This window comes from Aliarcobacter lanthieri (genome assembly GCF_013201625.1).
GTDB classification, from domain to species: Bacteria; Campylobacterota; Campylobacteria; order Campylobacterales; family Arcobacteraceae; genus Aliarcobacter; species Aliarcobacter lanthieri.
The window spans coordinates 2,065,512-2,088,791 of the sequence record NZ_CP053839.1 but is presented as its reverse complement, the minus strand read 5'-3'; the positions used below and the strand labels follow the sequence as shown (position 1 = coordinate 2,088,791).

Sequence of the window (23,280 nt, the reverse complement as noted above, 5' to 3'; positions counted from 1 at the left end):
GAGTATATAATGAGTGAAGAAATTAAAGAAGAGATTTTAAAATCACAAGAGCAGAGGAATGAAGAAGAGAGTTGTGAAGATACTCAATGTTGTGAAAATGATGCTAGTCAAGAAACTGAAACTAAAGAAGAAAGTTTTGATGATGTTGTTACTAGACTTGAAGAAGAGTTAAAACAAAGTGAAGAAAAGTTTTTAAGAGTTCATGCTGATTTTGAGAATATTAAAAAAAGATTAGAGAGAGAAAAATATCAAGCGATAGATTATGCAAGTGAAAAATTTGCAAAAGATTTATTAATTCCTCTTGATACTTTAGAAATGGCTTTAAAATCAGCTAATGCAGATTTAAGTGCAGAAGAATTACTTCCAAAACTAAAAGAAGGAATTGAACTTACTATAAAAAGTTTTTTAACAACTTTTGAAAAACATAATATTACAAAAGTTGATACTGATGGTGAGTTTGACCCAAATGTTCATAATGCAGTGATGCAAGTAGATAGTGAAGATCATACCACTGGACAAATTGTAAGTGAGTTACAAAAGGGATATCTATTAAAAGATAGACTTCTTCGTCCATCTATGGTATCAATAGCAAATTAATAGATGACCGTAATGTCAATAAACTAATTAGATAAGAAATAAAATTTTATAATAAAAGGATTTAAAATGAGTAAAGTTATAGGAATAGATTTAGGAACAACAAACTCTTGTGTAGCAGTTTATGAAAATGGTGAAGCAAAAATTATCCCAAATAAAGAAGGGAAAAATACAACTCCATCAATCGTTGCATATACTGACAAAGGGGAAGTTTTAGTAGGAGATCCAGCTAAAAGACAAGCTATTACAAACCCAGAGAAAACGATATATTCTATTAAAAGAATTATGGGTTTAATGATGAATGAAGAAAATGCTAAAGAAGCACAATCAAAAGTTGGATATAAAATAGTAGATAGAAATGGAGCTGCTGCAGTTGAAATTGCTGGAAAAGTATACACTCCTCAAGAAATTTCTGCAAAAATTTTAGGAAAATTAAAAGCTGATGCTGAAGAGTATTTAGGAGCAAAAGTTACAGATGCTGTTATAACTGTACCTGCATACTTTAATGATGCACAAAGAAAAGCAACACAAGAAGCAGGAACAATTGCAGGATTAAATGTACTTAGAATTATCAATGAGCCAACAGCAGCATCTTTAGCTTATGGTTTGGATAAAAAAGGTGAAGAAAAAGTTTTAGTTTACGATTTAGGTGGAGGAACTTTTGACGTTACAGTTTTAGAAATTGGTGATGGAACATTTGAAGTTCTTTCTACTGATGGAAATGCTTTCTTAGGTGGGGATGACTTTGATAATAGAATTATTGATTGGTTAGCAAAAGAGTTCAAAGATGAAAATGGATTTGATATCAAAAATGATAAAATGGCCCTTCAAAGATTGAAAGATGCAGCTGAAAATGCTAAAAAAGAGTTAAGTAGTGCTGAATCAACAGAGATTAACTTACCATTTATTTCTATGGGAAATGCAGGACCTATTCACTTAGTAAAATCTTTAACTAGAGCAAAATTTGAGTCTATGACGGAAGATTTAATAGATGAAACTTTATCTCATATTAAAGTTGCTTTAAAAGAAGCAAATCTTGATAAAGGTGATATTGATGAGATTATTATGGTTGGTGGAAGTACAAGATTACCAAAAGCAAATCAAGTTGTAAGAGAATTTTTTGGAAAAGATTTAAATAAAGGTGTAAATCCTGATGAAGTTGTAGCAGCTGGTGCAGCTGTACAAGCTGGAGTTTTAAGAGGTGATGTTAAAGATGTTCTTTTACTTGATGTTACACCACTTTCTCTTGGAATTGAAACGTTAGGTGGAGTTATGACAAAACTTATTGAAAAAGGAACAACAATTCCTGTTAAAAAATCTCAAGTTTTCTCAACAGCTGATGATAATCAACCAGCAGTTTCTATTCATGTTTCTCAAGGTGAGAGAGAATTTGCAAGAGATAACAAATCTTTAGGTATGTTTGAACTTTCAGATATTCCAGCAGCTCCAAGAGGTGTTCCTCAAATTGAAGTAACATTTGATATTGATGCAAATGGTGTTTTAAATGTATCTGCAAAAGATAAAGGAACAGGAAAAGAAAATAAAATTACTATTTCTGGAAGTTCTGGATTAAGTGATGCAGAGATTGAAAAAATGGTGCAAGAAGCAGAAGCAAATAAAGAAGCAGATGCTAAGAAAAAAGAAGTTATTGAGATAAGAAATCAAGCAGATGCTATGTTACATACTACTAGAAAAACGTTAGAAGAGAATGAAAATGTAATTTCTGAAGATGAGAAAAAAGCTATTATTGATGCAGCAGCTGAACTTGAAGAAGTTTTAAAAGATGAAAATTCTACTAAAGAGCAAATTGAAGATAAATTAAAAGTTTTAACTGAAAAATCTCATAAATTAGCAGAAGCTATGTATAAAAAAGAAGGTGAACAAAACCAACAAGGTCAAGCAAACCAAAAAGCAAAAAAAGATGACGATGATGTTATCGATGCAGAAGTAGAGTAAGCTCTACTTCATGCAAAAAAATCTAATTTTTTTAATCATTACAACTGTTTTATTTACTTCTTGTGCAACTAAAAAAAATGAGATAAAACCTTTAGAAGTTGTAGAAAAAGTAACTCAAAAAGAGAGAATGGAAAGAGTGTCTTTTGCTCAAATTAAAGGTTTTTTTGAAGATGATTTAAATTATGCTTTAGAAGTATTTAAAAAAGATTGTCAAAAATCTAAAAGATTTGAAGAGTTAAAAACTGTTTGTGAAAAAGCTCAATATACAAATGATGGAGCAATGTTTTTTGTATCAAATTTTATTCCTTATAAACTTTATGATAATAATTCAAATGATGAAGGTATTATAACTGGTTATTATGAACCTCTTTTATATGGGAGTCTAAAAAAAACTTCAAGATTTAAATATCCAGTTTACAAAATGCCAAAAAATCTTATAAATTCAGATAGTACAAATTTAAAAGGTTATAAATCAATAGGAAAAATTGTAGGTAAAAAAATAGTTCCTTATGATACTAGAAAAGATATAGAATCTAATCCAAATAATAAAAATCTTGAAGCAATAGCTTATGTTGATGATAAAATTGATTTATTCTTTTTACAAGTTCAAGGAAGTGGAAAGATACAGCTTGATACGGGTGAAATAATTAATATTGGATATGCAGGACAAAATGGAAGGCCATATACAAGTATAGGAAAATATTTTATAGATAATGAGATAATCTTAAGAGAAGATATATCAGTTCAAACAATAAAAGAAGCCTTGCTTAAAAATCCTTCAAAAATTGATGATATTTTAAATTTAAATGAAAGTTATGTATTCTTTCAAGTTTCAAGTCAAGGTGCAACAGGAGCTTTAAATACTGTTTTAACTCCAAAAAGAAATATTGCAGTTGATAGAAGCTATATTCAACTTGGAATACCAGTTTTTTTAAATACTCAAAATCCTATTACAAAAGAATCTATAAATCAACTTATGGTTGCTGCTGATGTTGGTGGAGCTATAAAAGGTGAAATAAGAGCAGATTTTTTTTGGGGCTTTGGGAATGATGCATATCATTATGCTGGAAGAATGAAAGAAAAAGGAAAGATGTATATTCTTTTACCTAAAATCAATTAAAATGGTTGTTACATACAACAACCATTTCCACAACAATAAGTTTTTTGTTCTTCTTTATAAAATTTGATTATAAAATTATTAAACATCTCTTGAAGTTCAAAAGAGTGTTTTTTACAAAAAGATCTATTCATAATATTTTTCATCTCAATAGCTTTTGTTAAAGCATCATCTTTTGAAGAAAATTCAAGATTATTTTCTAAGTCACTTTTTATAAAACATTCACATCTGTCTTGTATTACTATTTTAAACATAAAAATCCTTTTAAAAGCAAAAGTCTAGCAAAAAAAAGTTAAAATATTTAATTAAAACTTCACAAAGGAATATAATGCACATAACTAATCTTATTTCACAGTATTTTGGAAAATTTGCTAAAAAAGAGTTTCCAAAGCCTATTCAAAAGATAATAAATAAAAGCTATGCAAGGTTTATGAAGTTGGATATGCGAGAATTTAAAAATGCAAAACATTACAAATCTTTAAATGAACTTTTTACTCGAGAGTTTATAATAGATAGGGAAATTGATAATAATAAAAACATTTTTATATCTCCAACAGATAGTTTAATTACTGAATGTGGTAAATTAGAAAATGATACAGCATTACAAATAAAAGGTATGGCATATAGTGTTGAAGAACTTCTAACTTATTATTGTAGTGATAGCTATGACAAAATTGATGATGGAAATTTTATGAATTTCTATTTATCTCCAAAAGATTATCATAGATATCACGCTCCAATTGATTTTAAACTTAAAAAACTTATTCATGTTCCTGGAAAATTATATCCAGTAAATTTAAAATATCTAAATAAAGAGTTTGAACTTTTTGTTCAAAATGAAAGAGTTATTCTAGAGTGTGAAAGTGAAGGAAAAACATTTTTTATGGTATTTGTTGGAGCTTTAAATGTAGGGCAAATGGTATTTACATTTGAACCACAAGTTGAAACAAATAAAGATACAAAAGAGATAAAAGTTTATACTTATGATAATATAGAGATTTCAAAAGCTGAATGTTTAGGATATTTTAAAATGGGTTCAACAGTTGTTATGATTTGGGAAAAAGATTTTGTAACATTAGAAAATTTATTAAACCAAAATATTAAATTTGGACAAAGAATTGCAACATATTAATATATTAGAAATTATATTAATAATACTTTCTATCTCTTTTTTCTTACTATATATAAGAAGTATTATAAATACAAAAAAGGTTTGTCAAAAAATTGTTGAAGATGTAAAAAAAGAGGTAGAAGATAGACTTTACAATGATGAACTTACAAATTTAAAAAATAGAAAAGCTTTAGAAGATTATATTAAAGATAAAGATAGTGTAGTTACTGTCTTACTTGATTTAGATTCTTTTGAAGATTTAAATGAACTTTATGGCTTTATTAATGCAGAATTAGTTTTAGTAGAAGTTGCAAATATATTAAAGGAATTTGAAAATAGCTATGATGTAATTGCATATAGATTAAGTGGAGATATATTCGCTCTTGTAAATGCAAAAAATATGCCATTTAATGATATATTTTTATTAATAGAGAAATTAAACCAAACTTTTTTAAATAAAAAAATATATATAGATGAATTAAAATCTGATATTATTGTTTCTATGACTATGGGTATATCAATATTCCAAGAAGAGCCTTTAATAACATCTGCTATGGCTTTGAAAAAAGCAAAATCTTTAAATCAAAGCTATTTTGTTTACAATAATGAACTAGATTCAAAAGAGTTAATTATACAAAGTTTATATTGGAGAGAAAAAATTAAAAAAGCTGTTGAAGAAAATAGGGTTATTCCTTTTTATCAACCAATTACAGATCAAAATAAAAATATTATAAAATATGAAACTTTGATGAGAATTGAAGAATTTAATGAAGATAGTGAGGCTATTTTTATAACTCCTGATAAATTTTTAGGAATATCATTTAAAACAAAGCAATATTTAGAATTATCAAAAATAATTGTCTCAAAAAGTTTTGAAAATCTTTTAAAAACCAATAAACAAATTACTATAAATTTGAGTTTTAAAGATATTCTAAATTATGATTTTATTGATTACTTAGATGAGATGATGAATATTTTAAGTAAAGAAGATAAAAGTAGAGTTGTATTTGAAATACTAGAAACTGAAAGTTTAAGTGATTATAATTTTTTAGAAGAATTTGTTTTAAAATACAAAAAGCAAGGTATCAAAATAGCTATTGATGATTTTGGAAGTGGATATTCAAACTTTTTGAGAATTCTTAGAATAAAACCTGATTATTTAAAAATTGATGGGAGTTTAATAAAAAATATAGACATAGATAAAAATTCTTATGAAATTGTAAAATCAATAATAGCCTTTAGTAAAACTTTAAATATAAAAACTATTGCAGAATATGTACATAATGAAGAAATATTTAATATTTTAATAAAGATGGATGTTGATGAGTTTCAAGGTTACTATTTAGGACAACCTCAAATTAATTTTGAATAGATTAATTAAAAAAAAAGTAATTTAGTGTAAAATTTACATATCAATTTAAAGGAGATCAAAATGACAATAGTTACAAAATTAAAAGAGTTTGATTTAGCAGGAACAAAACAAGGTAAAATTACAGTTTCAAATGTAACTGAGCCTTATGGAAAAGATACGGCTGATATAGTAAGCATTGGTATAGCTTTAAATGGTGAAGATGTACAATGGAAAGCACATATTCCTTATGAAAATATTGATGAACTAATTTTAGCTTTACAATACGCAAAAGAGTCTAAAAAATAATACTTTTATGTGATATAATTACTCATATTTAAAGGGGTAATTATGTCACAACTTAAAATAATAGGACGAAAAGAACTTGTTGATATTTTAGATTTAGATCTTTTTGGTTTAGATGCTAAAATAGATACAGGAGCTTATTCAAATTCTCTACATTGTGATGATATTTCTATTGATAATGATGGGTTTGTTCATTTCAAATTATTAGATAAAATTCATCCTTCCTATCATGGTAGAAAAATAAAACTTCCAATCTATAAACAGAAAATTGTAAAAAGTTCAAATGGGGCTTCCGAACTTCGAGTTTTTATTCAAGTTTCAATACTTTTTTATGGTAAAAGATATAAAACAGTTATATCTTTAACAAATAGAAAAGATATGAAATATCCAATGTTAATTGGAAGAAAATTTTTAGTAAATCGTTTTTTAGTAGATGTTTCAAAAGAAAATTTAGCAAGTAAAAATATTTAAGGATAAGTAATGTTAGTATATATTTTATCAAGAAATGAGAATTTGTATTCAACAAAAAGATTATATGAAGAGGCATTAAATAAAGGTTGGGAAGTAAGAGTCTTAGATTATTTAAAATGTACTATTGAAATTATGAAAAATGAGTTAGTTGTTAATTATGAGGGAGAAGTTTTAAAAGTTCCAGATGCAATAATTCCTAGAATTGGAGCTAGTAGAACATTTTTTGGAGCAGCAATGGTAAGACACTTTGAAATGCAAGATGTATTTTCAACAACTGGAAATCTAGCTCTTACAAGAAGTAGAGATAAGCTTAGAAGCCTTCAAGTGTTATCAAAAAATGGTGTTGATCTACCAAGAACAGTTTTCGCATCAAATAAATCAAGTGCAAAAGATGTTATAGCATTAAGTGGTGGTACTCCATTGGTATTAAAAATTTTAGAAGGAACTCAAGGAGTAGGAGTTGTACTTGTTGATAGTAAAAAAGCTGCTAAATCGGTTCTTGATGCTTTTTATGGAATGGATGTAAATTTATTTGTACAAGAATATATAGAAGAGGCAAATGGTAGTGATATTAGAGTTCTTGTTGTAGATGGTGAAGTTGTTGCTGCTATGAAAAGACAAGGTGCAGATGGTGATTTTAGATCTAATCTTCATCAAGGTGGAAAAGCTGTTATATATAAATTAAGTAGAAAAGAAAAATCAACAGCATTAGCAGCAGCAAAAGCAATGGGACTTGGTGTATGTGGCGTTGATATGATAAATTCAAATAGAGGGCCTTTAGTTATGGAAGTAAATTCAAGTCCAGGTTTAGAAGGAATAGAAAAATCAACAGGTATTAATGTTGCTTTAAAGATTATGGATTATGTTGAAAAAAATATTAAACCTAATTGCCCTATTAATCCTGTAAAAAGAAAAATAAAAAAAGATAGTATAGGAGCATAAATAAGAAATAGTTATAATATATAAATATTGTTAAGTTATTTTAAATAAATTGTTTACTAATCTTACATATAATATATAATAATAAAAAATTAAGGAAAAAGATGAGAAAAATATTTTTATTAACACTATTTTTAATAACTTCTTTATTGTCTTATGAAGAACTAACAGAGGATAATTTTGCTGAGAAAATTAGAGGTAAAAATGTTATTATAGATTTTTATGCTCCTTGGTGTCCACCTTGCAAAATTCTAGCAAATAATTTAGAAGATTTTGAAATACAAAAATCTGATAATATTGAAATTTTTAAAGTAAATATTGACAATGATTTAATCTTAGCAAAAATGTATAGAGTAAAACAACTTCCAACATTGATATATTTTAAAAATGGAGAGCCAATAAAAAGATATGTAGGAATTCAAACTACTGAGGAACTTTTAAAAAGTTCACAAGTAGATTTTAACTAAGGATATAAAATGAAAAAATTGCTACTACTTGTAACTTTATTTATTTACTCATTTTCTATTGAATTAGGAAATAAAGTTTTAGAACCTGAAGAGGCCTTTCAAGTAAAATTTATACAACATGAAGATAGTTTAAATATTAAATTAGAATTAGGAAAAGATATCTATTTGTATGATGATAAATTACAAATAAACATTACTAAACCAAAGAAAATAGAACTTTTAAGTAATATAAATCTTCCAAAACCAGTAGAATATGATGGCTTTATAGTCCATTTTGATAATTTGGATTTGAATATTCCATATAAATTACTAAAAGAAAAAATTGATTCAAATAAATATGAGATAGAATTTAAGTTTCAAGGTTGTTCAAAAGCTGGGCTTTGTTATGCTCCTATGAGTGAAAAAAAGGTAATTTTCTTTGATTCAATAGTAGAAGATGAACTTATGACTCAAAATGAAGTGAAAATTGATGAGATTGTGACAACTGAAAATATTAGTGAGACAGATAGTATTGCACAAGCTTTTAAGGATTCTAGTACACTTTTAGTTTTAGCTACATTCTTTGGATTTGGGCTTCTTTTATCATTTACTCCTTGTGTTTTTCCTATGATTCCAATTCTTTCATCGATTATTGTGAAAGCTTCACAAAATGAGACAATGAGTGCTAAAAAAGGCTTCTTTATGTCATTAGTTTATGTTTTAGCTATGAGTATGGCATATACTATTGCTGGAGTTGTAGCAGGACTTTTTGGAGCAAATTTACAAGCTAGTTTACAAAATCCTTATGTTCTAACAACTTTTGCTTTAATTTTTGTAGCTCTTGCTTTTTCTATGTTTGGATACTTTGAATTAAGATTACCAACATCTTTACAAAATAAAATAAATCAAACAACTGATGGAAAAGAACAACAAGGTATTTTAGGTATTGCAATTATGGGGTTCTTATCAGCTTTAATAGTTGGACCTTGTGTAGCTCCACCACTTGCAGGTGCTTTAGTTTATATCGGACAAACAGGAGATGCTATTTTAGGTGGTATGGCACTATTCTTTATGAGTTTAGGAATGGGAGTCCCACTTTTATTAATAGGACTTGGTGCAGGTAAATTTATGCCAAAGCCAGGTGGTTGGATGGAGAGTGTTACAAAAATATTTGGAATAATTATGTTGGGAGTTGCTATTTGGCTTCTTGATAGAGTTATAAATCCTACTATTACTATGTATTTATGGGCATTATTATTTTTAGGGATAGGAATATATCTAAAAATTTATACTCATATTATCTTAAAACTTATATCTAAAGTAATAACTATTTTAGGAGTAATTTTATTTGTAGGAGCTGTAAGTGGCGCTATAAATCCACTAAAACCACTAGATAAATTTACAAGTGGTGTAGCTATGATACAAAAGGATGAACTAAAGTTTACATATATAAAAAATATAGTTGAACTTGAAGATGCCCTTAAAAAATCTTCTAAACCAGTAATTTTAGACTTTTGGGCTTCTTGGTGTGTATCTTGTAAAGAGTTAGATGAAATTACATTTAAAGATAGTCAAGTAGTAGAAAAACTTAAAAACTTTACTCTTTTAAAAGTAGATGTTACACAAAATAGTGATGATGATAAGGTTTTACAAAAAAAATTTGGAGTTGTTGGACCACCAGCTTTGATTTTTTGGAATAAAGATAAAAATGAAGTAAAAAGCGCCAAGATTGTAGGATATAAGAATCCAAAAGAGTTTTTACAAATAGTAGATAAAAACTTCCCTAATTAAATAAAATTTATATATAATAACTCCTTTTTTAGGAGTCATTATATGGAATTTACTACAGAATTTTTAATTTTTGCTTCTATTGTGATATTCTTATCAAGCCTAGTTCAAGCAACTATTGGTTTTGGCTTTCCAATGATAGCAACTCCAATATTAGCTATGGTTACAGATATGAAAACAGCAGTTATATATGTTGCCATTCCTACTCTTTTATTAAATATTAGTGCTTTACTATTTGAAAAGAATTTTTTACAAGCAGTAAAAAGATTCTATCCATTAGCTATTTTTGCTATGATTGGAAGTGCAATAGGTACACAAATATTAATATATAGTAATTCTGAAATATTTAAGTTTCTTTTAGCAATATCAATTTTATTTTATCTTTTTAGTCAAAAATTTTCTTTCTCTATGCCTTGGGTTGTACAAAAACCAAAACTTTCTACAATAGTTTTTGGTCTTAGTGCAGGAATTATAGGTGGACTTACAAATGTTATGGCACTTGTTTTGATAATTTATGCTTTAGAGTCAAAACACTCAAAGAAAGAGATAATTCAATCTTCAAATTTATGTTTTATGTTTGGTAAAATTATTCAAGTTATACTTTTTACATATCATGGTTCTTTTACACCAGAGATTTTAGAAATATCTTTATATAACTTACTAATAGTTTTAATGTGTATTATAATTGGATTAAATTTAAAAAATAAAATAAAAGAGGATAATTATAATAAAGTAATAAAAGGGTTTTTATTTGTTATGGCTATTGCTTTGATTTATCAAACATTATTTTAAAAGAGAGAATAACTCTCTTTTAATTTATATAAAGATGAATACACCTAATATAATAACTAGGAAATATAGTAATCCAAATATAGCACCTAGTGCCCACCATTTAGCTTGTGAAATATAACCAGCTCCATACCAAATCGGACAAGGACCACAACCATAAGGAGTTATTATTCCCATAACACCTAAACTTCCTGCAAGTAAAATTGTGAAAGTAAGGATTGATTCTGCTGGTAAAAATTGTACTGCTATAACCATAAATAAAGGTACTAAAGCAGTAACATGTGCAGTTGTACTAGCAAAGAAATAGTGTAATATATAAAATAAGAAAAGTAAAGCAATAATAAGTGCTGTAGGACTTAAACCTGCTAACATAGCTTCAGAATTTTGTCCAATATAATCTAAAATTCCAACTTTTTTTAATCCATCAGCTAATGCAACTAAAGTAGCAAACCAGATAAATACATTAAATGCAGCTTTTTCTCCTAATAAATCATCCCAAGAGATAACTCCTGATAAAACCATAACTGAAACTACACAAATAGCTGTTGTAGTTGCATCAATCCCAACTTCTTTACCAAAAATCCAAAGAACTAATGCAACTGTTGCAAGTCCTGCCATTAGATACTCTTTAAAAGTTATACCACCTAATTTTTTTAGTTCTTCAGCTGCCCAAGCTGGAGCTTCTGGAGATTTCTTTTGAGTAGGTGGGTATATAACATAAGTAAGCCAAGGAGTTAATATAAACAATGGAACCATAAGAGGAATCATTATTTTAGCCCATTCCATCCATGTAATTGCATGTCCAGTACTTTTAGTTATTAAATCAACAGCTAATAAATTTGGAGCAAGTGCAGTTAAAAACATAGAACTTGTTACACAAGTTGTAGCTATTGCAACCCAAGATATATAAGCACCAATTTTTCTTGGTTCATTATCTGGATAAGAGTTGAAAATATGTGGAATATTAATAGCAACAGGATAAACACTTCCACCACTTCTAGCCGTATTAGATGGCATAAATGGAGCTAGTACTAAATCAGAAAATGCAACAGCATATCCTAATCCTAGAGTACTTTTCCCCATATATTTAACCATAATTAAAGATACTCTTCTTCCTAAACCTGTTTTTTTATAACCTAATGCAAACATAAATGCAGCAAAAATTAACCATATTACGCTATTACCAAATCCTGATAATGCCCAATTTATACTTACTTTTGCATTTCCCATTAAACCAAGAGCTGCTATTAATGAAACACCAGAAAATCCTATTAAGGCTGCTGGAACTGGTTCAATAATAAGTCCAATAACAACAGCTAAGAAAATAACTCAAAATTTGAAGATTTAAATCCAGTAAATAATGCAACAGCAAAAGAGTTTGCAGATCATGTAGATACAACAGACTATACATTAACATCAGTTGCAAGTGGAGATGAAGAGAGTGCAGAGATTACATATACAGTAACATTTGCAAATCCAACAAAAGAAGAAGAGACAGTAACATTCAAAGTAGGTAATGAGACAATAACAATTACTGTACCAGCAAATAGTAATGGAGCTTCAACAACAGTTTCTTATGCAGATTCTTCAAAAGATTATTACCAAGATGTAACAAATGTACCAGCACCAACAGATTTAAGTTCAACAAATAACTCAAAATTTGAAGATTTAAATCCAGTAAATAATGCAACAGCAAAAGAGTTTGCAGATCATGTAGATACAACAGACTATACATTAACATCAGTTGCAAGTGGAGATGAAGAGAGTGCAGAGATTACATATACAGTAACATTTGCAAATCCAACAAAAGAAGAAGAGACAGTAACATTCAAAGTAGGTAATGAGACAATAACAATTACTGTACCAGCAAATAGTAATGGAGCTTCAACAACAGTTTCTTATGCAGATTCTTCAAAAGATTATTACCAAGATGTAACAAATGTACCAGCACCAACAGATTTAAGTTCAACAAATAACTCAAAATTTGAAGATTTAAATCCAGTAAATAATGCAACAGCAAAAGAGTTTGCAGATCATGTAGATACAACAGACTATACATTAACATCAGTTGCAAGTGGAGATGAAGAGAGTGCAGAGATTACATATACAGTAACATTTGCAAATCCAACAAAAGAAGAAGAGACAGTAACATTCAAAGTAGGTAATGAGACAATAACAATTACTGTACCAGCAAATAGTAATGGAGCTTCAACAACAGTTTCTTATGCAGATTCTTCAAAAGATTATTACCAAGATGTAACAAATGTACCAGCACCAACAGATTTAAGTTCAACAAATAACTCAAAATTTGAAGATTTAAATCCAGTAAATAATGCAACAGCAAAAGAGTTTGCAGATCATGTAGATACAACAGACTATACATTAACATCAGTTGCAAGTGGAGATGAAGAGAGTGCAGAGATTACATATACAGTAACATTTGCAAATCCAACAAAAGAAGAAGAGACAGTAACATTCAAAGTAGGTAATGAGACAATAACAATTACTGTACCAGCAAATAGTAATGGAGCTTCAACAACAGTTTCTTATGCAGATTCTTCAAAAGATTATTACCAAGATGTAACAAATGTACCAGCACCAACAGATTTAAGTTCAACAAATAACTCAAAATTTGAAGATTTAAATCCAGTAAATAATGCAACAGCAAAAGAGTTTGCAGATCATGTAGATACAACAGACTATACATTAACATCAGTTGCAAGTGGAGATGAAGAGAGTGCAGAGATTACATATACAGTAACATTTGCAAATCCAACAAAAGAAGAAGAGACAGTAACATTCAAAGTAGGTAATGAGACAATAACAATTACTGTACCAGCAAATAGTAATGGAGCTTCAACAACAGTTTCTTATGCAGATTCTTCAAAAGATTATTACCAAGATGTAACAAATGTACCAGCACCAACAGATTTAAGTTCAACAAATAACTCAAAATTTGAAGATTTAAATCCAGTAAATAATGCAACAGCAAAAGAGTTTGCAGATCATGTAGATACAACAGACTATACATTAACATCAGTTGCAAGTGGAGATGAAGAGAGTGCAGAGATTACATATACAGTAACATTTGCAAATCCAACAAAAGAAGAAGAGACAGTAACATTCAAAGTAGGTAATGAGACAATAACAATTACTGTACCAGCAAATAGTAATGGAGCTTCAACAACAGTTTCTTATGCAGATTCTTCAAAAGATTATTACCAAGATGTAACAAATGTACCAGCACCAACAGATTTAAGTTCAACAAATAACTCAAAATTTGAAGATTTAAATCCAGTAAATAATGCAACAGCAAAAGAGTTTGCAGATCATGTAGATACAACAGACTATACATTAACATCAGTTGCAAGTGGAGATGAAGAGAGTGCAGAGATTACATATACAGTAACATTTGCAAATCCAACAAAAGAAGAAGAGACAGTAACATTCAAAGTAGGTAATGAGACAATAACAATTACTGTACCAGCAAATAGTAATGGAGCTTCAACAACAGTTTCTTATGCAGATTCTTCAAAAGATTATTACCAAGATGTAACAAATGTACCAGCACCAACAGATTTAAGTTCAACAAATAACTCAAAATTTGAAGATTTAAATCCAGTAAATAATGCAACAGCAAAAGAGTTTGCAGATCATGTAGATACAACAGACTATACATTAACATCAGTTGCAAGTGGAGATGAAGAGAGTGCAGAGATTACATATACAGTAACATTTGCAAATCCAACAAAAGAAGAAGAGACAGTAACATTCAAAGTAGGTAATGAGACAATAACAATTACTGTACCAGCAAATAGTAATGGAGCTTCAACAACAGTTTCTTATGCAGATTCTTCAAAAGATTATTACCAAGATGTAACAAATGTACCAGCACCAACAGATTTAAGTTCAACAAATAACTCAAAATTTGAAGATTTAAATCCAGTAAATAATGCAACAGCAAAAGAGTTTGCAGATCATGTAGATACAACAGACTATACATTAACATCAGTTGCAAGTGGAGATGAAGAGAGTGCAGAGATTACATATACAGTAACATTTGCAAATCCAACAAAAGAAGAAGAGACAGTAACATTCAAAGTAGGTAATGAGACAATAACAATTACTGTACCAGCAAATAGTAATGGAGCTTCAACAACAGTTTCTTATGCAGATTCTTCAAAAGATTATTACCAAGATGTAACAAATGTACCAGCACCAACAGATTTAAGTTCAACAAATAACTCAAAATTTGAAGATTTAAATCCAGTAAATAATGCAACAGCAAAAGAGTTTGCAGATCATGTAGATACAACAGACTATACATTAACATCAGTTGCAAGTGGAGATGAAGAGAGTGCAGAGATTACATATACAGTAACATTTGCAAATCCAACAAAAGAAGAAGAGACAGTAACATTCAAAGTAGGTAATGAGACAATAACAATTACTGTACCAGCAAATAGTAATGGAGCTTCAACAACAGTTTCTTATGCAGATTCTTCAAAAGATTATTACCAAGATGTAACAAATGTACCAGCACCAACAGATTTAAGTTCAACAAATAACTCAAAATTTGAAGATTTAAATCCAGTAAATAATGCAACAGCAAAAGAGTTTGCAGATCATGTAGATACAACAGACTATACATTAACATCAGTTGCAAGTGGAGATGAAGAGAGTGCAGAGATTACATATACAGTAACATTTGCAAATCCAACAAAAGAAGAAGAGACAGTAACATTCAAAGTAGGTAATGAGACAATAACAATTACTGTACCAGCAAATAGTAATGGAGCTTCAACAACAGTTTCTTATGCAGATTCTTCAAAAGATTATTACCAAGATGTAACAAATGTACCAGCACCAACAGATTTAAGTTCAACAAATAACTCAAAATTTGAAGATTTAAATCCAGTAAATAATGCAACAGCAAAAGAGTTTGCAGATCATGTAGATACAACAGACTATACATTAACATCAGTTGCAAGTGGAGATGAAGAGAGTGCAGAGATTACATATACAGTAACATTTGCAAATCCAACAAAAGAAGAAGAGACAGTAACATTCAAAGTAGGTAATGAGACAATAACAATTACTGTACCAGCAAATAGTAATGGAGCTTCAACAACAGTTTCTTATGCAGATTCTTCAAAAGATTATTACCAAGATGTAACAAATGTACCAGCACCAACAGATTTAAGTTCAACAAATAACTCAAAATTTGAAGATTTAAATCCAGTAAATAATGCAACAGCAAAAGAGTTTGCAGATCATGTAGATACAACAGACTATACATTAACATCAGTTGCAAGTGGAGATGAAGAGAGTGCAGAGATTACATATACAGTAACATTTGCAAATCCAACAAAAGAAGAAGAGACAGTAACATTCAAAGTAGGTAATGAGACAATAACAATTACTGTACCAGCAAATAGTAATGGAGCTTCAACAACAGTTTCTTATGCAGATTCTTCAAAAGATTATTACCAAGATGTAACAAATGTACCAGCACCAACAGATTTAAGTTCAACAAATAACTCAAAATTTGAAGATTTAAATCCAGTAAATAATGCAACAGCAAAAGAGTTTGCAGATCATGTAGATACAACAGACTATACATTAACATCAGTTGCAAGTGGAGATGAAGAGAGTGCAGAGATTACATATACAGTAACATTTGCAAATCCAACAAAAGAAGAAGAGACAGTAACATTCAAAGTAGGTAATGAGACAATAACAATTACTGTACCAGCAAATAGTAATGGAGCTTCAACAACAGTTTCTTATGCAGATTCTTCAAAAGATTATTACCAAGATGTAACAAATGTACCAGCACCAACAGATTTAAGTTCAACAAATAACTCAAAATTTGAAGATTTAAATCCAGTAAATAATGCAACAGCAAAAGAGTTTGCAGATCATGTAGATACAACAGACTATACATTAACATCAGTTGCAAGTGGAGATGAAGAGAGTGCAGAGATTACATATACAGTAACATTTGCAAATCCAACAAAAGAAGAAGAGACAGTAACATTCAAAGTAGGTAATGAGACAATAACAATTACTGTACCAGCAAATAGTAATGGAGCTTCAACAACAGTTTCTTATGCAGATTCTTCAAAAGATTATTACCAAGATGTAACAAATGTACCAGCACCAACAGATTTAAGTTCAACAAATAACTCAAAATTTGAAGATTTAAATCCAGTAAATAATGCAACAGCAAAAGAGTTTGCAGATCATGTAGATACAACAGACTATACATTAACATCAGTTGCAAGTGGAGATGAAGAGAGTGCAGAGATTACATATACAGTAACATTTGCAAATCCAACAAAAGAAGAAGAGACAGTAACATTCAAAGTAGGTAATGAGACAATAACAATTACTGTACCAGCAAATAGTAATGGAGCTTCAACAACAGTTTCTTATGCAGATTCTTCAAAAGATTATTACCAAGATGTAACAAATGTACCAGCACCAACAGATTTAAGTTCAACAAATAACTCAAAATTTGAAGATTTAAATCCAGTAAATAATGCAACAGCAAAAGAGTTTGCAGATCATGTAGATACAACAGACTATACATTAACATCAGTTGCAAGTGGAGATGAAGAGAGTGCAGAGATTACATATACAGTAACATTTGCAAATCCAACAAAAGAAGAAGAGACAGTAACATTCAAAGTAGGTAATGAGACAATAACAATTACTGTACCAGCAAATAGTAATGGAGCTTCAACAACAGTTTCTTATGCAGATTCTTCAAAAGATTATTACCAAGATGTAACAAATGTACCAGCACCAACAGATTTAAGTTCAACAAATAACTCAAAATTTGAAGATTTAAATCCAGTAAATAATGCAACAGCAAAAGAGTTTGCAGATCATGTAGATACAACAGACTATACATTAACATCAGTTGCAAGTGGAGATGAAGAGAGTGCAGAGATTACATATACAGTAACATTTGCAAATCCAACAAAAGAAGAAGAGACAGTAACATTCAAAGTAGGTAATGAGACAATAACAATTACTGTACCAGCAAATAGTAATGGAGCTTCAACAACAGTTTCTTATGCAGATTCTTCAAAAGATTATTACCAAGATGTAACAAATGTACCAGCACCAACAGATTTAAGTTCAACAAATAACTCAAAATTTGAAGATTTAAATCCAGTAAATAATGCAACAGCAAAAGAGTTTGCAGATCATGTAGATACAACAGACTATACATTAACATCAGTTGCAAGTGGAGATGAAGAGAGTGCAGAGATTACATATACAGTAACATTTGCAAATCCAACAAAAGAAGAAGAGACAGTAACATTCAAAGTAGGTAATGAGACAATAACAATTACTGTACCAGCAAATAGTAATGGAGCTTCAACAACAGTTTCTTATGCAGATTCTTCAAAAGATTATTACCAAGATGTAACAAATGTACCAGCACCAACAGATTTAAGTTCAACAAATAACTCAAAATTTGAAGATTTAAATCCAGTAAATAATGCAACAGCAAAAGAGTTTGCAGATCATGTAGATACAACAGACTATACATTAACATCAGTTGCAAGTGGAGATGAAGAGAGTGCAGAGATTACATATACAGTAACATTTGCAAATCCAACAAAAGAAGAAGAGACAGTAACATTCAAAGTAGGTAATGAGACAATAACAATTACTGTACCAGCAAATAGTAATGGAGCTTCAACAACAGTTTCTTATGCAGATTCTTCAAAAGATTATTACCAAGATGTAACAAATGTACCAGCACCAACAGATTTAAGTTCAACAAATAACTCAAAATTTGAAGATTTAAATCCAGTAAATAATGCAACAGCAAAAGAGTTTGCAGATCATGTAGATACAACAGACTATACATTAACATCAGTTGCAAGTGGAGATGAAGAGAGTGCAGAGATTACATATACAGTAACATTTGCAAATCCAACAAAAGAAGAAGAGACAGTAACATTCAAAGTAGGTAATGAGACAATAACAATTACTGTACCAGCAAATAGTAATGGAGCTTCAACAACAGTTTCTTATGCAGATTCTTCAAAAGATTATTACCAAGATGTAACAAATGTACCAGCACCAACAGATTTAAGTTCAACAAATAACTCAAAATTTGAAGATTTAAATCCAGTAAATAATGCAACAGCAAAAGAGTTTGCAGATCATGTAGATACAACAGACTATACATTAACATCAGTTGCAAGTGGAGATGAAGAGAGTGCAGAGATTACATATACAGTAACATTTGCAAATCCAACAAAAGAAGAAGAGACAGTAACATTCAAAGTAGGTAATGAGACAATAACAATTACTGTACCAGCAAATAGTAATGGAGCTTCAACAACAGTTTCTTATGCAGATTCTTCAAAAGATTATTACCAAGATGTAACAAATGTACCAGCACCAACAGATTTAAGTTCAACAAATAACTCAAAATTTGAAGATTTAAATCCAGTAAATAATGCAACAGCAAAAGAGTTTGCAGATCATGTAGATACAACAGACTATACATTAACATCAGTTGCAAGTGGAGATGAAGAGAGTGCAGAGATTACATATACAGTAACATTTGCAAATCCAACAAAAGAAGAAGAGACAGTAACATTCAAAGTAGGTAATGAGACAATAACAATTACTGTACCAGCAAATAGTAATGGAGCTTCAACAACAGTTTCTTATGCAGATTCTTCAAAAGATTATTACCAAGATGTAACAAATGTACCAGCACCAACAGATTTAAGTTCAACAAATAACTCAAAATTTGAAGATTTAAATCCAGTAAATAATGCAACAGCAAAAGAGTTTGCAGATCATGTAGATACAACAGACTATACATTAACATCAGTTGCAAGTGGAGATGAAGAGAGTGCAGAGATTACATATACAGTAACATTTGCAAATCCAACAAAAGAAGAAGAGACAGTAACATTCAAAGTAGGTAATGAGACAATAACAATTACTGTACCAGCAAATAGTAATGGAGCTTCAACAACAGTTTCTTATGCAGATTCTTCAAAAGATTATTACCAAGATGTAACAAATGTACCAGCACCAACAGATTTAAGTTCAACAAATAACTCAAAATTTGAAGATTTAAATCCAGTAAATAATGCAACAGCAAAAGAGTTTGCAGATCATGTAGATACAACAGACTATACATTAACATCAGTTGCAAGTGGAGATGAAGAGAGTGCAGAGATTACATATACAGTAACATTTGCAAATCCAACAAAAGAAGAAGAGACAGTAACATTCAAAGTAGGTAATGAGACAATAACAATTACTGTACCAGCAAATAGTAATGGAGCTTCAACAACAGTTTCTTATGCAGATTCTTCAAAAGATTATTACCAAGATGTAACAAATGTACCAGCACCAACAGATTTAAGTTCAACAAATAACTCAAAATTTGAAGATTTAAATCCAGTAAATAATGCAACAGCAAAAGAGTTTGCAGATCATGTAGATACAACAGACTATACATTAACATCAGTTGCAAGTGGAGATGAAGAGAGTGCAGAGATTACATATACAGTAACATTTGCAAATCCAACAAAAGAAGAAGAGACAGTAACATTCAAAGTAGGTAATGAGACAATAACAATTACTGTACCAGCAAATAGTAATGGAGCTTCAACAACAGTTTCTTATGCAGATTCTTCAAAAGATTATTACCAAGATGTAACAAATGTACCAGCACCAACAGATTTAAGTTCAACAAATAACTCAAAATTTGAAGATTTAAATCCAGTAAATAATGCAACAGCAAAAGAGTTTGCAGATCATGTAGATACAACAGACTATACATTAACATCAGTTGCAAGTGGAGATGAAGAGAGTGCAGAGATTACATATACAGTAACATTTGCAAATCCAACAAAAGAAGAAGAGACAGTAACATTCAAAGTAGGTAATGAGACAATAACAATTACTGTACCAGCAAATAGTAATGGAGCTTCAACAACAGTTTCTTATGCAGATTCTTCAAAAGATTATTACCAAGATGTAACAAATGTACCAGCACCAACAGATTTAAGTTCAACAAATAACTCAAAATTTGAAGATTTAAATCCAGTAAATAATGCAACAGCAAAAGAGTTTGCAGATCATGTAGATACAACAGACTATACATTAACATCAGTTGCAAGTGGAGATGAAGAGAGTGCAGAGATTACATATACAGTAACATTTGCAAATCCAACAAAAGAAGAAGAGACAGTAACATTCAAAGTAGGTAATGAGACAATAACAATTACTGTACCAGCAAATAGTAATGGAGCTTCAACAACAGTTTCTTATGCAGATTCTTCAAAAGATTATTACCAAGATGTAACAAATGTACCAGCACCAACAGATTTAAGTTCAACAAATAACTCAAAATTTGAAGATTTAAATCCAGTAAATAATGCAACAGCAAAAGAGTTTGCAGATCATGTAGATACAACAGACTATACATTAACATCAGTTGCAAGTGGAGATGAAGAGAGTGCAGAGATTACATATACAGTAACATTTGCAAATCCAACAAAAGAAGAAGAGACAGTAACATTCAAAGTAGGTAATGAGACAATAACAATTACTGTACCAGCAAATAGTAATGGAGCTTCAACAACAGTTTCTTATGCAGATTCTTCAAAAGATTATTACCAAGATGTAACAAATGTACCAGCACCAACAGATTTAAGTTCAACAAATAACTCAAAATTTGAAGATTTAAATCCAGTAAATAATGCAACAGCAAAAGAGTTTGCAGATCATGTAGATACAACAGACTATACATTAACATCAGTTGCAAGTGGAGATGAAGAGAGTGCAGAGATTACATATACAGTAACATTTGCAAATCCAACAAAAGAAGAAGAGACAGTAACATTCAAAGTAGGTAATGAGACAATAACAATTACTGTACCAGCAAATAGTAATGGAGCTTCAACAACAGTTTCTTATGCAGATTCTTCAAAAGATTATTACCAAGATGTAACAAATGTACCAGCACCAACAGATTTAAGTTCAACAAATAACTCAAAATTTGAAGATTTAAATCCAGTAAATAATGCAACAGCAAAAGAGTTTGCAGATCATGTAGATACAACAGACTATACATTAACATCAGTTGCAAGTGGAGATGAAGAGAGTGCAGAGATTACATATACAGTAACATTTGCAAATCCAACAAAAGAAGAAGAGACAGTAACATTCAAAGTAGGTAATGAGACAATAACAATTACTGTACCAGCAAATAGTAATGGAGCTTCAACAACAGTTTCTTATGCAGATTCTTCAAAAGATTATTACCAAGATGTAACAAATGTACCAGCACCAACAGATTTAAGTTCAACAAATAACTCAAAATTTGAAGATTTAAATCCAGTAAATAATGCAACAGCAAAAGAGTTTGCAGATCATGTAGATACAACAGACTATACATTAACATCAGTTGCAAGTGGAGATGAAGAGAGTGCAGAGATTACATATACAGTAACATTTGCAAATCCAACAAAAGAAGAAGAGACAGTAACATTCAAAGTAGGTAATGAGACAATAACAATTACTGTACCAGCAAATAGTAATGGAGCTTCAACAACAGTTTCTTATGCAGATTCTTCAAAAGATTATTACCAAGATGTAACAAATGTACCAGCACCAACAGATTTAAGTTCAACAAATAACTCAAAATTTGAAGATTTAAATCCAGTAAATAATGCAACAGCAAAAGAGTTTGCAGATCATGTAGATACAACAGACTATACATTAACATCAGTTGCAAGTGGAGATGAAGAGAGTGCAGAGATTACATATACAGTAACATTTGCAAATCCAACAAAAGAAGAAGAGACAGTAACATTCAAAGTAGGTAATGAGACAATAACAATTACTGTACCAGCAAATAGTAATGGAGCTTCAACAACAGTTTCTTATGCAGATTCTTCAAAAGATTATTACCAAGATGTAACAAATGTACCAGCACCAACAGATTTAAGTTCAACAAATAACTCAAAATTTGAAGATTTAAATCCAGTAAATAATGCAACAGCAAAAGAGTTTGCAGATCATGTAGATACAACAGACTATACATTAACATCAGTTGCAAGTGGAGATGAAGAGAGTGCAGAGATTACATATACAGTAACATTTGCAAATCCAACAAAAGAAGAAGAGACAGTAACATTCAAAGTAGGTAATGAGACAATAACAATTACTGTACCAGCAAATAGTAATGGAGCTTCAACAACAGTTTCTTATGCAGATTCTTCAAAAGATTATTACCAAGATGTAACAAATGTACCAGCACCAACAGATTTAAGTTCAACAAATAACTCAAAATTTGAAGATTTAAATCCAGTAAATAATGCAACAGCAAAAGAGTTTGCAGATCATGTAGATACAA

Annotated in this window: 13 protein-coding genes; 11 read left to right on the top strand and 2 right to left on the bottom strand. The window is 29.8% G+C overall.

Annotation, left to right across the window (positions count from 1 at the left end):
* The first annotated feature begins 9 nt into the window (after positions 1–9).
* The 3 genes from grpE to mltA all read left to right on the top strand — a co-directional run bounded on the left by grpE (position 10) and on the right by mltA (position 3,670).
* Entirely contained in the window at positions 10–597 is a 588-nt protein-coding gene (gene grpE / locus ALANTH_RS10465; RefSeq protein ID WP_026808377.1) for a nucleotide exchange factor GrpE, read from the top strand.
* A gap of 66 nt (positions 598–663) precedes the next feature.
* Positions 664–2,550 carry a molecular chaperone DnaK gene (dnaK, locus tag ALANTH_RS10460; RefSeq protein ID WP_026804156.1) on the top strand — a complete coding sequence of 629 codons (1,887 nt, stop codon included), beginning with the start codon at positions 664–666 and terminating at the stop codon, positions 2,548–2,550.
* A gap of 10 nt (positions 2,551–2,560) precedes the next feature.
* On the top strand, positions 2,561–3,670 hold the full coding sequence (gene mltA, locus ALANTH_RS10455; RefSeq protein WP_026808378.1) for a murein transglycosylase A: 1,110 nt from the start codon (positions 2,561–2,563) through the stop codon (positions 3,668–3,670).
* Between the two features lie 8 nt (positions 3,671–3,678).
* On the opposite strand, the gene ALANTH_RS10450 is transcribed toward mltA, so the two are convergent.
* Positions 3,679–3,921: a hypothetical protein gene (locus tag ALANTH_RS10450; RefSeq protein ID WP_026804154.1), complete on the bottom strand. Its 243-nt coding sequence runs from the start codon at positions 3,919–3,921 to the stop codon at positions 3,679–3,681.
* Between the two features lie 74 nt (positions 3,922–3,995).
* Between ALANTH_RS10450 and ALANTH_RS10445 the strand changes: the two genes are divergently transcribed.
* From ALANTH_RS10445 to ALANTH_RS10410, 8 genes are all read left to right on the top strand, one after another.
* Positions 3,996–4,799, top strand: a complete 804-nt coding sequence (locus tag ALANTH_RS10445; protein WP_026804153.1) for a phosphatidylserine decarboxylase — start codon at positions 3,996–3,998, stop codon at positions 4,797–4,799.
* Positions 4,786–6,150 (top strand): EAL domain-containing protein, encoded by a 1,365-nt coding sequence (locus ALANTH_RS10440; RefSeq protein ID WP_026804152.1) that lies wholly within the window; start codon positions 4,786–4,788, stop codon positions 6,148–6,150. The genes ALANTH_RS10445 and ALANTH_RS10440 overlap by 14 nt, the downstream gene beginning before the upstream one ends.
* A 60-nt stretch (positions 6,151–6,210) precedes the next feature.
* Positions 6,211–6,435 carry a hypothetical protein gene (locus ALANTH_RS10435; protein ID WP_026804151.1) on the top strand — a complete coding sequence of 75 codons (225 nt, stop codon included), beginning with the start codon at positions 6,211–6,213 and terminating at the stop codon, positions 6,433–6,435.
* A 42-nt stretch (positions 6,436–6,477) separates the two neighbouring features.
* Positions 6,478–6,903, top strand: coding sequence for an ATP-dependent zinc protease family protein (locus ALANTH_RS10430; RefSeq protein ID WP_026804150.1), 426 nt, complete (start codon positions 6,478–6,480; stop codon positions 6,901–6,903).
* Between the two features lie 9 nt (positions 6,904–6,912).
* Positions 6,913–7,845, top strand: a complete 933-nt coding sequence (rimK, locus tag ALANTH_RS10425) for a 30S ribosomal protein S6--L-glutamate ligase (protein ID WP_026808379.1) — start codon at positions 6,913–6,915, stop codon at positions 7,843–7,845.
* 101 nt (positions 7,846–7,946) lie between these two features.
* Complete coding sequence (locus ALANTH_RS10420; RefSeq protein ID WP_026804148.1) at positions 7,947–8,309, top strand: thioredoxin family protein; 363 nt, start codon at positions 7,947–7,949, stop codon at positions 8,307–8,309.
* A gap of 9 nt (positions 8,310–8,318) precedes the next feature.
* Positions 8,319–10,079, top strand: coding sequence for a protein-disulfide reductase DsbD (dsbD, locus tag ALANTH_RS10415; RefSeq protein WP_026808380.1), 1,761 nt, complete (start codon positions 8,319–8,321; stop codon positions 10,077–10,079).
* Positions 10,080–10,121: 42 nt separating this feature from the next.
* Positions 10,122–10,868, top strand: coding sequence for a sulfite exporter TauE/SafE family protein (locus ALANTH_RS10410; RefSeq protein ID WP_026804146.1), 747 nt, complete (start codon positions 10,122–10,124; stop codon positions 10,866–10,868).
* Between the two features lie 24 nt (positions 10,869–10,892).
* Here ALANTH_RS10410 and ALANTH_RS10405 read toward each other — a convergent pair whose 3' ends face one another.
* Positions 10,893–12,191 carry a DASS family sodium-coupled anion symporter gene (locus ALANTH_RS10405; RefSeq protein ID WP_081843930.1) on the bottom strand — a complete coding sequence of 433 codons (1,299 nt, stop codon included), beginning with the start codon at positions 12,189–12,191 and terminating at the stop codon, positions 10,893–10,895.
* Positions 12,192–23,280: the final 11,089 nt, after the last annotated feature.